12 protein-coding genes are annotated in these 15,105 nt (G+C 63.7%); 11 read left to right on the top strand and 1 reads right to left on the bottom strand.

The window, feature by feature from the left end; all coding sequences use genetic code 11:
- The first annotated feature begins 95 nt into the window (after positions 1 to 95).
- The 7 genes from BBA01S_RS09510 (at position 96) to fdhA (ending at position 8,451) form a co-directional block, all read left to right on the top strand.
- On the top strand, positions 96 to 1,481 hold the full coding sequence (locus BBA01S_RS09510; RefSeq protein WP_027816223.1) for an L-serine ammonia-lyase: 1,386 nt from the start codon (positions 96 to 98) through the stop codon (positions 1,479 to 1,481).
- A 40-nt stretch (positions 1,482 to 1,521) separates the two neighbouring features.
- On the top strand, positions 1,522 to 2,766 hold the full coding sequence (locus tag BBA01S_RS09505; protein WP_027816222.1) for a sarcosine oxidase subunit beta family protein: 1,245 nt from the start codon (positions 1,522 to 1,524) through the stop codon (positions 2,764 to 2,766).
- Between the two features lie 32 nt (positions 2,767 to 2,798).
- Entirely contained in the window at positions 2,799 to 3,113 is a 315-nt protein-coding gene (locus BBA01S_RS09500; RefSeq protein ID WP_027816221.1) for a sarcosine oxidase subunit delta, read from the top strand.
- A complete protein-coding gene (locus BBA01S_RS09495) occupies positions 3,110 to 6,118 on the top strand; it encodes a sarcosine oxidase subunit alpha family protein (protein WP_027816220.1) in 3,009 nt (1,002 codons plus the stop codon). Before BBA01S_RS09500 ends, BBA01S_RS09495 begins: the two co-directional genes overlap by 4 nt.
- Positions 6,108 to 6,752, top strand: coding sequence for a sarcosine oxidase subunit gamma (locus BBA01S_RS09490; RefSeq protein WP_027816219.1), 645 nt, complete (start codon positions 6,108 to 6,110; stop codon positions 6,750 to 6,752). Before BBA01S_RS09495 ends, BBA01S_RS09490 begins: the two co-directional genes overlap by 11 nt.
- Positions 6,749 to 7,183 carry a dihydroneopterin aldolase gene (locus BBA01S_RS09485; RefSeq protein ID WP_027816218.1) on the top strand — a complete coding sequence of 145 codons (435 nt, stop codon included), beginning with the start codon at positions 6,749 to 6,751 and terminating at the stop codon, positions 7,181 to 7,183. The genes BBA01S_RS09490 and BBA01S_RS09485 overlap by 4 nt, the downstream gene beginning before the upstream one ends.
- Before the next feature lie 71 nt (positions 7,184 to 7,254).
- The gene (gene fdhA / locus BBA01S_RS09480) at positions 7,255 to 8,451 is read left to right on the top strand and encodes a formaldehyde dehydrogenase, glutathione-independent (protein ID WP_027816217.1); all 1,197 of its coding nucleotides are present in this window, start codon (positions 7,255 to 7,257) and stop codon (positions 8,449 to 8,451) included.
- An 87-nt stretch (positions 8,452 to 8,538) separates the two neighbouring features.
- Here the strand turns inward: fdhA and BBA01S_RS09475 are convergent, their stop codons facing one another.
- Positions 8,539 to 9,561, bottom strand: coding sequence for a GlxA family transcriptional regulator (locus BBA01S_RS09475; RefSeq protein ID WP_027816216.1), 1,023 nt, complete (start codon positions 9,559 to 9,561; stop codon positions 8,539 to 8,541).
- A 514-nt stretch (positions 9,562 to 10,075) separates the two neighbouring features.
- Between BBA01S_RS09475 and BBA01S_RS09470 the strand changes: the two genes are divergently transcribed.
- From BBA01S_RS09470 to BBA01S_RS09455, 4 genes are all read left to right on the top strand, one after another.
- The gene (locus BBA01S_RS09470) at positions 10,076 to 11,350 is read left to right on the top strand and encodes a serine hydroxymethyltransferase (RefSeq protein ID WP_027816215.1); all 1,275 of its coding nucleotides are present in this window, start codon (positions 10,076 to 10,078) and stop codon (positions 11,348 to 11,350) included.
- 22 nt (positions 11,351 to 11,372) lie between these two features.
- Positions 11,373 to 12,344, top strand: coding sequence for a dipeptidase (locus BBA01S_RS09465; RefSeq protein WP_027816214.1), 972 nt, complete (start codon positions 11,373 to 11,375; stop codon positions 12,342 to 12,344).
- A gap of 48 nt (positions 12,345 to 12,392) precedes the next feature.
- Positions 12,393 to 12,935, top strand: a complete 543-nt coding sequence (locus tag BBA01S_RS09460) for a DUF5943 domain-containing protein (RefSeq protein ID WP_027816213.1) — start codon at positions 12,393 to 12,395, stop codon at positions 12,933 to 12,935.
- 106 nt (positions 12,936 to 13,041) lie between these two features.
- Positions 13,042 to 15,105 (top strand): NADH:flavin oxidoreductase, encoded by a 2,064-nt coding sequence (locus BBA01S_RS09455; RefSeq protein WP_027816212.1) that lies wholly within the window; start codon positions 13,042 to 13,044, stop codon positions 15,103 to 15,105.

Raw genomic sequence — 15,105 nt, 5'->3', positions numbered from 1 at the left:
TAACCCCATGCCGTTTTTGTTCTATCGGCGGGTGCCGCAAATTTGGTCTACTGGTTCCATCGCCGCGCAAGCGGCCGCACCCCAGGGAAAACCAGATGAACGTCAGCGTCTTCGACCTGTTCAAGATCGGCATTGGCCCGTCGAGCTCGCACACGGTCGGCCCGATGATCGCCGCTTGCCGCTTCGCATCGCATATCGAGGACGCCAACCTGCTCGGCTTCGTGCGCCGCGTGAAGGCCGATCTGTTCGGTTCGCTCGGCGCGACCGGCAAGGGGCACGGCACCGATAAGGCCGTGATCCTCGGGCTCGAAGGCAATCTTCCGCACGCCATCGATCCGGATGCCATCGAGCCGCGCCTCGCCGCCATCCGTCGCGACCGCGAGTTGATGCTGCTCGGCAAGCAGCCGGTTCGCTTCGAAGAGCGCGAGTGCATCGGTTTCTATCGCAAGACCATGGGCGGCGCGAATACGCTGCACTCGAACGGCATGCGTTTTCAGGCCTTCGATGAGCAGGGCCAGTTGCTGGTGGAGAAGGAGTATTACTCGGTGGGCGGCGGCTTCGTCGTGAATCGCGAAGGGGATCGCGTCAACGGCGTGCGCGGTGCGCAAGAGGTGCCCTGGCCGTTCCGCACCGGCGACGACCTGCTGCGCGTATGCCGCGAAAGCGGTCTCTCGATCGCCGAGGTGGTGTTCGCCAACGAATGCGCGTCGCGCTCGCCCGAAGCCGTGCGCGAAGGGCTCATGGCGATCTGGCACACCATGGCCGCCTGCGTGGAACGCGGCTGCCGCATGCACGGCCAGTTGCCCGGGCCCATGCAGGTGCGCCGCCGCGCGGCCGATCTGTGCGCGAACCTGCGGGCGCGTTCGGAAGAATCGTTGCGCGATCCACTATCCATGCTCGACTGGGTCAATCTCTATGCGATGGCCGTCAACGAGGAAAACGCCGCGGGCGGGCGCGTCGTCACGGCGCCCACCAATGGCGCGGCCGGCGTGATTCCCGCTGTACTCCATTACTACGTCAAGTTCACGCCGGGCGCGAACGACAAGGGCATTGCCGATTTCCTGCTCACGGCGGCGGCCATCGGCATCATTTACAAGGAAACGGCCTCGATTTCAGGGGCCGAAGTGGGCTGCCAGGGCGAGGTAGGCGTGGCCTGTTCGATGGCCGCGGCGGCGCTCGCGGCCGTGATGGGCGGCACGCCGCTGCAAGTGGAAAATGCCGCCGAAATCGGCATGGAACATAACCTGGGCATGACCTGCGATCCGGTTGGCGGCCTCGTGCAGATTCCCTGCATCGAGCGCAATGCCATGGGCGCGATCAAGGCGCTCAACGCGTCGCGCATGGCGCTCAAGGGCAATGGCGAGCACTACGTCACGCTCGATAACGTCATCAAGACCATGCGCGAAACCGGCGCCGACATGAAAACCAAATACAAGGAAACGTCGCGGGGCGGTCTCGCCGTGAACGTCATCGAATGCTAATGGAACATGCGCAGACAGCGCGCAACGAGGGAACCGTGAAATGAGCCGCTATTCGATATTCAGTCTCTTCCGCAACGGGTTGTCGTATCACGAGAACTGGGAGCGGCAATGGAAAAGCCCGGAGCCGAAGAAGGAATACGACGTGGTGATCGTCGGCGGCGGCGGGCATGGTCTCGCGACCGCCTATTACCTCGCGAAAGAGCACGGCGTGAAGAATATCGCCATTCTGGAAAAAGGCTGGATTGGCGGCGGCAATACGGCGCGCAATACGACCATCGTGCGTTCGAACTATCTCTGGGACGAATCGGCCGGGCTCTATGAGAAGGCGATGAAGCTCTGGGAAGGCCTCGCGCAAGACCTCAATTACAACGTGATGTTCAGCCAGCGCGGCGTGTTGAACCTGGCGCACACGCTCCAGGACGTGCGCGATACCGAGCGCCGCGTGAACGCGAACCGCCTTAATGGCGTCGATGCCGAGTTCCTCACGCCCGCGCAAATCAAGGAAATCGAGCCGACCATCAACCTGAACAGCCGCTATCCCGTGCTGGGCGCGTCGATCCAGCGCCGTGCGGGCGTGGCGCGTCACGATGCCGTCGCCTGGGGCTTTGCGCGCGGCGCCGACCGCCTGGGTGTGGACATTATTCAGAATTGCCAGGTAACCGGCATTCGCCGTGACGGCGCGCGCGTGACGGGCGTGGATACGGTCAAGGGTTTCATCAAGGCGAAAAAGGTTGCCGTGGTGGCCGCAGGCAATACCACCACGCTCGCCGATATGGCCGGCGTGCGCCTGCCGCTCGAAAGCCATCCGTTGCAGGCGCTGGTGTCCGAGCCGATCAAGCCCGTGGTCAACACAGTCATCATGTCGAACGCCGTGCACGCCTATATCAGTCAGTCCGACAAGGGCGACCTGGTGATTGGCGCGGGCGTCGACCAATACACGGGTTTCGGCCAGCGCGGCAGCTTCAACATCATCGAAGGCACGCTGCAGGCCATCGTCGAGATGTTCCCGGTGTTCTCGCGCGTGCGCATGAACCGGCAGTGGGGCGGCATTGTCGATGTCTCGCCCGACGCGTGCCCGATCATCAGCAAGACCGACGTGAAAGGCCTGTATTTCAACTGCGGCTGGGGCACGGGCGGCTTCAAGGCCACGCCGGGTTCGGGCTGGGTGTTCGCCCATACCATCGCCAACGACGAGCCGCATCCGTTGAATGCACCGTTTTCGCTCGACCGCTTCTACACCGGTCACCTGATCGACGAGCACGGCGCAGCCGCTGTTGCGCACTGATTCAAACACGGACTGAGTAAGGAGAACACGCTATGTTGCTGATCGAATGTCCGTGGTGCGGCCCGCGTGCCGAAGCGGAATTTACCTGTGGCGGCGAGGCGGAAATTGCCCGCCCGCTCGAAACCGAAAAACTCACGGATAAAGAGTGGGGCGATTACCTGTTCATGCGCCATAACCCGCGCGGCGTGCACAAGGAGCAATGGCTGCATACGCAGGGCTGCCGCCGCTGGTTCATGGTGACGCGCGACACCGTGAGCTACGAAATTCACGGCTATGAGAAGTTCCGCACAGGCAGCACGAGTGCCGCGAACGCACAGGATAAAAGCACGCAAGGGAGCAAGGCATGAGCCAGAAAAATCGTCTGGGCGGCGGCGGTCGCATCAACCGCGCGATTCCCTTGACCTTCACATTCAACGGTCGCACGTATCAGGGCTATCAGGGCGACACGCTGGCGTCGGCGTTGCTCGCCAATGATGTACATTTTGTCGCGCGCAGCTTCAAGTATCACCGTCCGCGCGGCATCGTCACGGCCGATGTGGCGGAGCCGAATGCCGTCGTGCAACTGGAAACCGGCGCCTATACGGTGCCGAATGCGCGCGCCACCGAAGTCGAGCTGTACCAGGGCCTGGTGGCGAGCAGCGTGAACGCCGTGCCGAACCTGGAAAACGATCGCATGGCCGTCAACCAGAAGTTCTCGCGCTTCATGCCTGCCGGTTTCTATTACAAGACCTTCATGTGGCCGCGTAAATTCTGGCCGAAGTATGAAGAGAAGATCCGCGAAGCGGCGGGCCTGGGCAAGGCGCCCGAAGCGCTCGACGCCGATCGTTACGACAAGAGCTTCGCGCATTGCGACGTGCTCGTGGTGGGCGGCGGCCCGGTTGGCCTGCTTGCGGCGCTGACGGCGGGACGCAGCGGCGCGCGCGTGATGCTCGTCGACGATCAGCGCGAGCTGGGCGGCAGCCTGCTCGCGGGCAAGACCGAAATCGACGGACGGCCCGCGATCCACTGGATCGAAAAGGTCGAAGCCGAACTCGCGGCGCTGCCCGATGTGCAGGTGCTCTCGCGCAGCACGGCCTTCGGTTATCAGGATCACAACCTCGTCACCGTGGCGCAGCGTCTGACCGATCATCTGCCGGTCTCCACGCGCCAGGGTTCGCGCGAGCTGCTGTGGAAGATCCGCGCGAAGCGCGTGATTCTCGCCACGGGTGCGCACGAGCGTCCGATCGTGTTCGGCAACAACGATTTGCCGGGCATCATGCTGGCGTCGGCGGTGTCGACCTATATCCATCGCTATGGCGTGCTGCCGGGCCGCAATGCGGTCGTGTTCACGAACAACGACGCGGGCTATCGCTGCGCGCTCGATCTCAAGGCCTGCGGCGCATCGGTGACGATCGTCGATCCGCGCGGCCAGAGCACGAGCGAATGGCAAGCCGCCGCGCGCCGCCAGGGCGTGAAGATCATGAACAACGCCGCGATCATGAGCGCACGCGGCAAGACGCGTGTGAACTCAGTCGAGGTCGTGGCCTGGAACAAAGGCCAGACCGGCGCGAAGCAGGCCGATCTGCCCTGCGACCTGGTCGCCATGTCGGGCGGCTTCAATCCAGTGCTGCACCTGTTCGCGCAATCGGGCGGCAAGGCCGCGTGGAGCGACGCGAAATCGTGCTTCATTCCGGGCAAGCGCATGCAGCCCGAAGTGAGCGCGGGCGCGGCAGTGGGCGAGTTCAGTCTTGCACGCGGTCTCACGCAAGCCGTCGACGCGGGCGTGGACGCCGCGCAATCGCTCGGTTTCGCCGTGACGCGTCCTGCCGTGCCCAAGGTCGCGGAGCATGCGGAAGCGCCGCTGCAACCGCTCTGGCTCGTGGGCAGCCACGCCGCCGCAGCGCGTGGCGCGAAGCAGTTCGTCGACTTCCAGAACGACGTGGCCGCCGCCGACATCCTGCTGGCCGCGCGCGAAGGCTTCGAGTCGATCGAGCACGTCAAGCGCTATACGGCGATGGGGTTCGGCACCGATCAGGGCAAGCTCGGCAATATCAACGGCATGGCGATCCTCGCCAACGCGCTCGGCAAGTCGATTCCGGAAACGGGCACGACGACGTTCCGCCCGAATTACACGCCCGTCACGTTCGGCACGTTCGCGGGCCGGGAGCTGGGCGACATGCTCGACCCGATCCGCAAGACCTGCGTGCACGAATGGCACGTCGAACACGGCGCGCTGTTCGAGGACGTGGGCAACTGGAAGCGTCCCTGGTACTTCCCGAAGAAGGGCGAAGACCTGCACGCAGCGGTCGCGCGCGAATGCCTCGCGGTGCGCAATAGCGTGGGGATCCTGGATGCTTCCACGCTCGGCAAGATCGATATTCAAGGCCCCGATGCGGCGAAGCTGCTCAACTGGGTCTATACGAATCCGTGGAGCAAGCTCGAAGTGGGCAAGTGCCGTTATGGCCTGATGCTCGACGAAAACGGCATGGTGTTCGACGACGGCGTGACCGTGCGCCTCGCGCCCGAGCACTACATGATGACCACGACGACGGGCGGCGCGGCGCGCGTGCTCACGTGGATGGAACGCTGGCTGCAGACCGAATGGCCCGACATGAAGGTGCGCCTGGCTTCCGTGACGGATCACTGGGCGACGTTTGCAGTGGTCGGCCCGAAGAGCCGCAAGGTGCTGCAAAAGGTCTGCGCGGATATTGATTTCGCCAACGCGGCGTTTCCGTTCATGTCGTATCGCAACGGCACGGTGGCGGGCGCAAAGGCGCGCGTCATGCGCATCAGCTTCTCGGGTGAACTGGCTTATGAGGTGAACGTGCCGGCCAATGCGGGTCGCGCCGTGTGGGAAGCGTTGATGGCCGCGGGCGCGGAATTCGATATCACGCCATACGGCACGGAAACGATGCACGTGCTGCGCGCGGAGAAGGGCTACATCATCGTTGGTCAGGATACCGATGGATCGGTGACGCCGTTCGATCTGGGCATGGGCGGGCTGGTTTCGCAAACCAAGGACTTCCTTGGCAAGCGTTCGCTGGCGCGCTCGGATACGGCCAAGGAAGGGCGCAAGCAGTTCGTCGGCCTGCTCACCGATGACGCGCAGTACGTGCTGCCCGAAGGCGGCCAGATCGTGGCGTCCGATGCACGCGCCGGTGTGGACGGCACGATGCCGATGATCGGTCATGTGACGTCCAGTTACTACAGCCCGATCCTGAAGCGCTCGATTGCGCTTGCGGTGGTGAAGGGCGGTCTCGGCAAGATGGGCGAAAAAATTGTAGTGCCGATGGCCGATGGGCGGCGCGTGAGCGCCACGATCGCCAGCCCGATTTTCTACGACACGGAAGGGGTGCGTCAGCATGTTGAATGAAACGTTGGAACCGATGCCCCTCGCGGAGCGTGTGGCCGCAGTGCGGCTGGAGTCGCCCTTTATCGGCGCGACGGACGTGGTGAGCGCGCATGTCGCGCGGCCATCGAAGGCGTTTGCGATGCGCGAGCTGCCGTTCCGCGACCTGGTCATGGTGCGCGGCGAGCCGGAAGACCCTGCATTTACTGGGGCGTTTGCGCAGGCCGTGGGTTGCAGCCTGCCCACGCAGCCGAATACGCGCTCGGTGGGCGCGGAGCACGACGTGCTCTGGCTCGGCCCCGATGAATGGCTCGTACGCTCAGCGGGGCCCGTGGACGCGGGTGTGCTGGAAGAGAAACTGACGGGCGCACTGGGCGGCAACAGCGGCTCCTGGGCCACGGCGGTCGACGTCGGCAGCGGCTATACGGTCGTCGAGCTGAGCGGCACGCGCGTGCGCGAAGTGCTCGCGCGCGGCTGTCCGCTCGACCTGCACCCGCGCCTGTTCAAGGAAGGCCAATGCGCGCAGAGCTTCTTTTTCAAGGCGTCGATCGTGTTGATTCCCACGGGCGCCGATCGCTATGAAATCGTCGTGCGGCGCAGCTTTGCCGATTACTTCTGCCGCATTCTGCTCGACGCCGCCGCGCCGCTGATGTCATGAAGGTCGTCGAAGAAGGCCTGGTGCAGGCGCTTGCACCGCTAGCATCGCGTGGCCGGGGCTGGAGCGTGTTCGTCGAAGGGCTGAGCGTGCCCGTGCGCGTGGGCATTCACGCGTACGAGCACGAAGCGCCCCAGCCCGTCGTGATCGACGCGCAGCTGGGCTACCGCTGCGAGCCGAACGAGGCCGCCGAGTGGATCGACTACGACGGCTGGTGCACGCGCGTAGCCGACTGGCTTGCGCATCGGCCCCATACGCGGCTGCTCGAAACGCTGGTCGCCGACCTTGCGGCGTTCTCGTTTCGCGAGTGGCCCGCGTTGCAGACGCTCACGCTCGCCGCGCACAAGCCGAAGATTCGCCCCGGCACGCGGCGCGTGGGCGTTGCGCTCGACTGGACGCGCGCCGATTTCCTCGCGTGGAACGGCGCGCAGTAAGGCATCAATTGGCTCATTAAAAGTAACAGGGAGAAAGAGAAGCAAAGCCCATCACAAAGGAGACAGCAACGATGAGCAATAATCGAGGCGTGGTGTATCTAGGAGCGGGCAAGGTCGAAGTCCAGAATATCGACTACCCGAAAATGGTCGATCCGGCAGGACGCTCGATCGGCCATGGCGTGATTCTGAAGGTGGTCAGCACCAATATCTGCGGCTCCGACCAGCACATGGTGCGTGGCCGCACGACGGCGCCCGTCGGTCTCGTGCTCGGTCACGAGATCACCGGCGAAGTGGTCGAAGTGGGCCGCGACGTCGAAACGCTCAAGATCGGCGACCTGGTGTCGGTGCCATTCAACGTGGCGTGCGGACGCTGCGCAATGTGCCGCGAGCAGCACACGGGCGTGTGCCTGAACGTCAATCCCTCGCGCGCGGGCGGCGCGTATGGCTACGTGGACATGGGCGGCTGGATTGGCGGCCAGGCGGAATACGTGCTCGTGCCGTACGCCGATTTCAACCTGCTGAAATTCCCCGACCGCGACCAGGCGATGTCGAAGATCCGCGATCTCACCTGCCTGTCGGATATCCTGCCGACGGGCTATCACGGCGCGGTCACGGCGGGCGTGAAGCCCGGCTCGACGGTCTATATCGCGGGCGCGGGGCCGGTCGGGATGGCGGCGGCTGCGTCGGCGCGTCTGCTGGGCGCAGCCTGCACGATCGTCGGCGATATCAACGCCGAACGTCTCGCGCATGCAAAGGCGATGGGTTTCGAAGTGGTCGACCTGTCGAAGGATGCGTCGCTGGGCGAGCAGATCGAGCAGATCCTGGGCAAGCCGGAAATCGATTGCGCCGTGGATTGCGTGGGTTTCGAGGCGCATGGCCACGGTGCGTCGGGCCATGCGGAGGAAGCGCCCGCCACGGTGCTCAATTCGCTGATGGAGATTACGCGGCCTGCGGGCATGATCGGCATTCCGGGTCTTTATGTGACCGACGATCCGGGCGCAACCGACGTGGCCGCCAAACACGGCAGCCTGAGCATCCGCTTCGGGCTGGGCTGGGCGAAGTCGCATACGTTCCATACTGGCCAGACGCCGGTGCTCAAATACAACCGCAACCTCATGCAGGCGATTTTGTTCGACCGTTTGCCGATCGCGAAGATCGTCAACGTGACGGTGATTTCGCTGGAAGAAGCGCCGGAGGGTTACAAGAAGTTCGATGGCGGCGCGCCGCGTAAATTCGTGATCGACCCGCATCGCATGCTGGCCGCGTAAGGTTTTAAAACGCTTTATTCGCGTGCATTAAAAAAGGCAGCCCGTAGTCATGGGCTGCCTTTCGGTGTTTCTATTTTTTTGGGGCTCTCAGGCGTGCACGGGCAAAGCCGGTAAATGCCGCAATGGCGCATCCACGCCCGCCATCGGCGCGACACGCTTGCGGCGCTCGCCGGTGGGCGCGATGCCAAATGCGTCGCGATAACTCTTGCTGAAGTGACACGCCGACTGGAAGCCGCACGCCATCGTGATCTGCATGATCGACATATCGGTTTGCAGCAGCAGCTCGCGCGCGCGGCGCAGGCGCAGCGTGAGGTAGTAGTGCGTGGGCGTCATGCCCAGGTGCTCGTGAAAGAGCCGCTGCAATTGCCGTTGCGACATGTTCGCCAGGCGCGCCAGTTCTTCGCGCGAAAGCGGCTCTTCGATATTGCTCTCCATGAGCGAGATGACTTCGAAGAGCGACTTGTTGGCCGAACCCAGTCGCGCCACCAGCGGCATGCGCTGCTGTGCGCTGGTGTCGCGGATATGCTCGACCACGAACTGTTCGGCGATCTGCGTGACGCGCGCCGTGCCCACGCGCGGCGTGATGAGGTGCAGCATCATGTCGAGCGGCGCGACGCCGCCCGTGCAGGTCACGCGATCGCGGTCGATCACGAACAGCTCCTTGAGAAAGCGCGTGGAAGGAAACTCCTCCTTGAGCGCCGACATGTTCTCCCAATGAATCGCGCAGGCATAGCCCGCCAGTAACCCCGATTTCGCCAGTGCGTAGGTGCCGGTGCACAGGCTGCCGAGCGCCACGCCCATGCGCGCGAAGCGGCGCAGCGTATTGAGGTGCGCGGCACTGGTGACATGCTGCACGTCGATGCCGCCGCAAACGAACACGATATCGGGCTGTCCGGCGCATTCCGCCGGGCCGGTGTCGAAGCCGATGCCGCTGCTGGACGTGACGGTGCCGCCTTCGGGGCTGATGATCGACCAGCGGTAAAGCGGCTGGCCGCTCAGGTAATTAGCCATGCGAAGCACTTCGATCGCGTTGGTGAAGGCGATCATCGTGAAGTTCGGCAGCGGCATGAACGCGAAATGCGCTAGCGACGCGGTGCGCTCGGGTGACATGGGGAACCATTTCCTTTTATTCGTCGGCGGCGCTCGGGGCGCGACCAGGCTACGGCATTCTGGAGTCGGGCGCCATCGCTGTGCCATGCGGCAAAACCCTGATGAGGCCGGCCCCTTACAACGAGCTTCGATTGCTTGGTGGTTCCTTTCCCCAGACGAAACGGTTGTGCTATTCGCGGCGCATGAAGCGCATGACTCATTCCGTTTAACGACAGCCCGAAAACGGCAACCCTAAACGGCGACCCAACTTATCGGGGATTGGCCGTTTTGAGTGTACGAGAAATTTATTCGGATCAGAAAGAATTTGAAGCCAGGCGGGCAGGCGTGTTGGCGAGGGCGCGCGATTCAACACGACTTGTGAAAAACGGACGCCGATGGCGGAAAAGGAAAAGAACGCGTCTGAATTCGGATATCGGCCAAAAAGCCGAGCGACAAGAATAGAGCCGTCGGTAGCCACTCAAGCGCAAGGCTGCGCGGGCAGGCTTCCACCCCCATCTCTCGTCATGGATGCCCTATGTCGAACTCGCAAGCTTTCTTCTCGCAGCCGCTCGCCCAGCGCGATTCCGCGGTGCGCAACAGCCTCCTGAAAGAACTGGAGCGTCAGCAGTCGCAGGTGGAAATGATCGCCTCCGAAAACATCGTTTCGCGCGCCGTGCTGGAAGCGCAGGGTTCGGTGCTGACGAACAAATATGCCGAGGGCTATCCCGGCAAGCGCTATTACGGCGGCTGCGAATTTGCCGACGAAATCGAAACGCTCGCCATCGACCGTCTCAAGCAGCTTTTTGGTGCAGGCTTTGCCAACGTGCAGCCCCATTCCGGCGCACAGGCCAACGGCGCGGTCATGCTGGCGCTGGCGAAGCCGGGCGACACGGTGCTGGGCATGTCGCTGGATGCGGGCGGCCACCTCACCCACGGTGCGAAGCCGGCGCTGTCGGGCAAGTGGTTCAACGCGGTGCAATACGGCGTGAACCGCGACACGATGCGCGTCGATTACGACCAGGTCGAGGAACTCGCGCACCAGCACAAGCCGGGTCTGCTGATCGCGGGCTTTTCCGCCTACCCGCGCGAGCTGGACTTTGCACGCTTTCGCGCCATCGCCGATAGCGTGGGCGCGAAGCTCATGGTGGACATGGCGCACATCGCGGGCATCATCGCGGCGGGCCGCCACGCCAACCCGGTCGAGCACGCGCACGTCGTCACCTCGACCACCCACAAGACGCTGCGCGGCCCGCGCGGCGGCGTGGTGCTCACCAACGACGAAGACATCGCGAAGAAGATCAATTCGGCGGTCTTCCCCGGCTTGCAGGGCGGCCCGCTCATGCACGTGATCGCAGGCAAGGCGGTGGCCTTCGGCGAAGCACTCGACGCAAGTTTCAAAACTTATATCGACAACGTGCTGGCCAATGCGCAGGCGCTGGGCGAGGTGCTCAAGGACGGCGGCGTGGATCTCGTCACGGGCGGCACCGACAACCATCTGCTGCTGGTCGATCTGCGCCCCAAGGGTCTCAAGGGCGCCCCGGTCGAACAGGCGCTGGAGCGCGCGGGCATTACCTGCAACAAGAACGGCATTCCCTTCGATACGGAAAAGCCCACGGTCACCTCGGGCATTCGCCTGGGCACGCCCGCGGGGACGACGCGCGGCTTCGGCGTGGCGGAATTCCGCCAGATCGGCGCGCTGATCCTGCAAGTGTTCGACGCGCTGCGCGCGCATCCCGAAGGCGACGCCGCCACCGAACAACGCGTGCGCCGCGAGATCTTCGCGCTGTGCGAACGCTTTCCCATCTATTGAGACCCCACGGAGCACAAGCACGATGAGCACCCTGCACGACAACAGCATCATCATCGACGGCCTGAATATTTCGAAGTTCGAGCGCTCCGTGTTCGAGGACATGCGCAAGGGCGGCGTCACCGCCGTCAATTGCACGGTGTCGGTCTGGGAAGACTTCCAGAAGACGGTGGACAACATTGCGGAGATGAAGCAGCAGATCCGCGAATACAGCGAGATCCTCACGCTCGTGCGCACCACCGACGACATCCTGCGCGCGAAGAAAGAGAACAAGACCGGCATCATCTTCGGCTTCCAGAATTCGTATGCGTTCGAGGACAACCTCGGCTATATCGAGGTGTTCAAGGAACTCGGCGTGAATGTCGTGCAGCTTTGCTACAACACGCAAAACCTCGTGGGCACCGGCTGTTATGAGGCCGATGGCGGTCTTTCGGGCTACGGCCGCGAAGTGATCCAGGAAATGAACCGCGTGGGCATCATGGTCGATCTCTCGCATGTGGGCGGCAAGACCTCCTCCGATGCGATCGCCGTGTCGAAAAAGCCGGTCACGTATTCGCACTGCTGCCCGTCGGGGCTCAAGGAGCATCCGCGCAACAAGAGCGACGAGCAATTGAAGGAAATCGCGGACGCCAATGGTTTTGTCGGCGTGACGATGTTCGCGCCGTTCCTCAAGCGCGGCCCGGACGCCACCGTCGAGGACTATCTGGAAGCAATCGAATACGTGGTCGACCTGATCGGTGAGGATCGCGTGGGGATTGGCACGGACTTCACGCAAGGCTATACGACCGAGTTCTTCGACTGGATCACGCACGACAAGGGCCGTTATCGCCGCCTGACGAATTTCGGCAAGGTGGTGAATCCGGAAGGCATTCGCACCATCGGCGAGTTTCCGAACCTGACCGCCGCGATGGAGCGCGCGGGCTGGAGCGAGACGCGCATCAAGAAGGTGATGGGCGAGAACTGGCTGCGCGTGTTCGGTGAAGTCTGGAACGTCTGAAGCGCATTGCATCTCCACCTTTATAAATCCCACGATCAGGAAAAAACGATGCAACCGCAACTGCCCATCGACGTGAACCCGGAAACCGGCGTCTGGACGACCGACGCGCTGCCGATGCTCTACGTGCCGCGCCACTTCTTCACGAACAACCATACCGCCGTGGAAGAAGCGCTGGGCCGCGACGCCTACGCGCAGATCCTCTACAAGGCCGGCTACAAGTCTGCATATCACTGGTGCGCGAAGGAAGCCGAAAAGCACGGCATCGAAGGCATGGCCGTATTCGAGCACTATCTGAAGCGCCTGTCGCAACGCGGCTGGGGCCTCTTTACGATCGTCGAAGCCGATCCGGCCAGCGCCCGCGCACGCATCGAACTGCACAACTCGTCCTTCGTGCTCGCCCAGCCGGACAAGCACGGCACCGACGAAAAACTCTGCTACATGTTCGCGGGCTGGTTCGCGGGCGCGATGGACTGGGTGAACGACACCGTGCCGGGCGGCAAGGACGCGCCGCGCGCCCAGTCGCGCGAAGTGCGCTGCGCCGCCGAAGGCCACGCGCATTGCGTGTTCGAGGTGTCGCCGCTCACGAACTGAGACGCGTGCGCAGAACCTGAGAAAAGCACGGCATGCCGGTTGATAAGCATGCCGAACAAAAGATAGCAAGGCCGCAATACACCCTGAACGCCTGAGGTCGTCCGCGATGCGTTATCCCAATCTGTTCAAGCCCCTGACGCTCAACCAGCTCACGCTGCGCAACCGCATCGTCAGCACCGCCCATGCCGAGGTCTACGCGGAGCCTGGCGGCCTGCCGGGCGACCGCTACATCCGTTACTACGAGGAAAAGGCCAAGGGCGGCGTGGGTCTCGCCGTCTGCGGCGGCTCCAGCCCCGTGTCGGTCGACAGCCCGCAAGGCTGGTGGAAGTCGGTGAATCTCTCGACCGACCGCATCATCGATCCGCTCGCGCGCCTGGCCGAAGCGATGCATCGTCACGGCGCGAAGATCATGATTCAGGCCACCCACATGGGCCGCCGGTCGGCGTTTCATGGCGAGCACTGGCCGCACCTGATGTCGCCTTCGGGCATTCGCGAGCCGGTGCATCGCGGCAACGCCAAGATCATCGAGGTCGAGGAGATCCGCCGCATCATCGGCGACTTCGCGACGGCGGCGAAGCGCGTGCAGGACGCGGGCATGGACGGCATCGAGATTTCGGCGGCGCACCAGCACCTGATCGACCAGTTCTGGAGCCCGCGCACCAACTTCCGCACCGACGAATGGGGCGGCTCGCTCGAAAACCGCCTGCGTTTTGGCGTCGAAGTCCTGCAGGCCGTGCGTGAAGCGGTGGGCAAGGACTTTTGCGTGGGCCTGCGCATGTGCGGCGACGAATTCCACGAAGACGGCCTCGATCACGAGCAACTGAAGGAAATCGCCCAGGCGATGGCCGAAACCGGCCTGATCGATTATCTGGGCGTGATCGGCTCCGGTGCGGACACGCACAACACGCTCGCCAACTGCATGCCGCCCATGGCGCTGCCGCCTGAGCCGTTCGTGCACCTGGCGGCGGGCATCAAGTCGGTGGTGAAGCTGCCGGTGATGCACGCGCAGAGCATTCGCGACGCGGGCCAGGCCGAGCGCCTGCTGGCGAGCGGCGCGGTCGACCTCGTCGGCATGACGCGCGCGCAGATTGCCGATCCGCACATGGTCATCAAGATCCGCGATGGCCGCGAGGACGAAATCAAGCAGTGCGTGGGCGCGAACTACTGCATCGACCGCCAGTACAACGGTCTGGACGTGCTGTGCGTGCAGAACGCCGCGACCTCGCGCGAAGCGACCATGCCGCATGTGATCGCGCGCACGAAGGGCCCGAAGCGCAAGGTCGTGGTGGTGGGCGCGGGCCCGGCGGGCCTGGAGGCGGCGCGCGTCGCGCGGCTGCGCGGCCATGACGTCGTGCTGTTCGAGAAGGGCGACGCTGTGGGCGGACAGATCCTGCTGGCCGCGAAAGCGCCGCAGCGCGAGCAGATGGCGGGCATCGTGCGCTGGTTCGACATGGAAACGAAGCGTCTGGGCGTCGATCGCCGCATGGGCGTGGAAGCCGACGAGGCAACCATCTTCGCTGAGCAGCCGGACATCGTTGTGCTCGCAACGGGCGGGTCGAGCTTCACGCAACAGGTGCCAGGCTGGGGCGTGGCCGAAGGCCTTGCCGTGAGTTCCTGGGACATCCTCTCGGGCCGCGTGGAGCCGAAGCAGAACGTGCTGATCTACGACGGCGTGAGCACGCATGCGGGCGCGGGTGTGGCGGACTTTATCTCCAGCCGCGGCTCGAACGTGGAAATCGTCACGCCCGACGTGAAGGTGGCCGACGACGTTGGCGGCACGACCTTCCCGATCTTCTATCGCCGCCTCTACGCGCAGGGCGTGATCCATACGCCGAACTACTGGCTCGACCGCGTGTACGAGGAAAACGGCAAGAAGATCGCCGTGCTGCGCAACGAGTACACGGAGGAGCAGGAAGAGCGCGCGGTCGATCAGGTGGTGATCGAGAACGGCAGCACGCCCAACGACGCGCTCTACTGGAAGCTCAAGCCCGAGTCGCTCAATCGCGGTCAGGTGGACGTGCACAAGCTCTTTGCCTCTGAGCCGCAGCCGTGCCTTTCCGAAGAGCTGGGCAATGGCCGCTTCCTGCTGTTCCGCGTGGGCGACTGCATCTCCCTGCACAACATCCACGGCGCGATCTACGACGCGCTGCGTCTCGTCAAGGACTTCTGA

It is taken from the genome of Paraburkholderia bannensis NBRC 103871, assembly GCF_000685015.1.
Classification (GTDB): domain Bacteria; phylum Pseudomonadota; class Gammaproteobacteria; order Burkholderiales; family Burkholderiaceae; genus Paraburkholderia; species Paraburkholderia bannensis.
This window is presented reverse-complemented; position numbering and strand designations above follow the sequence as displayed.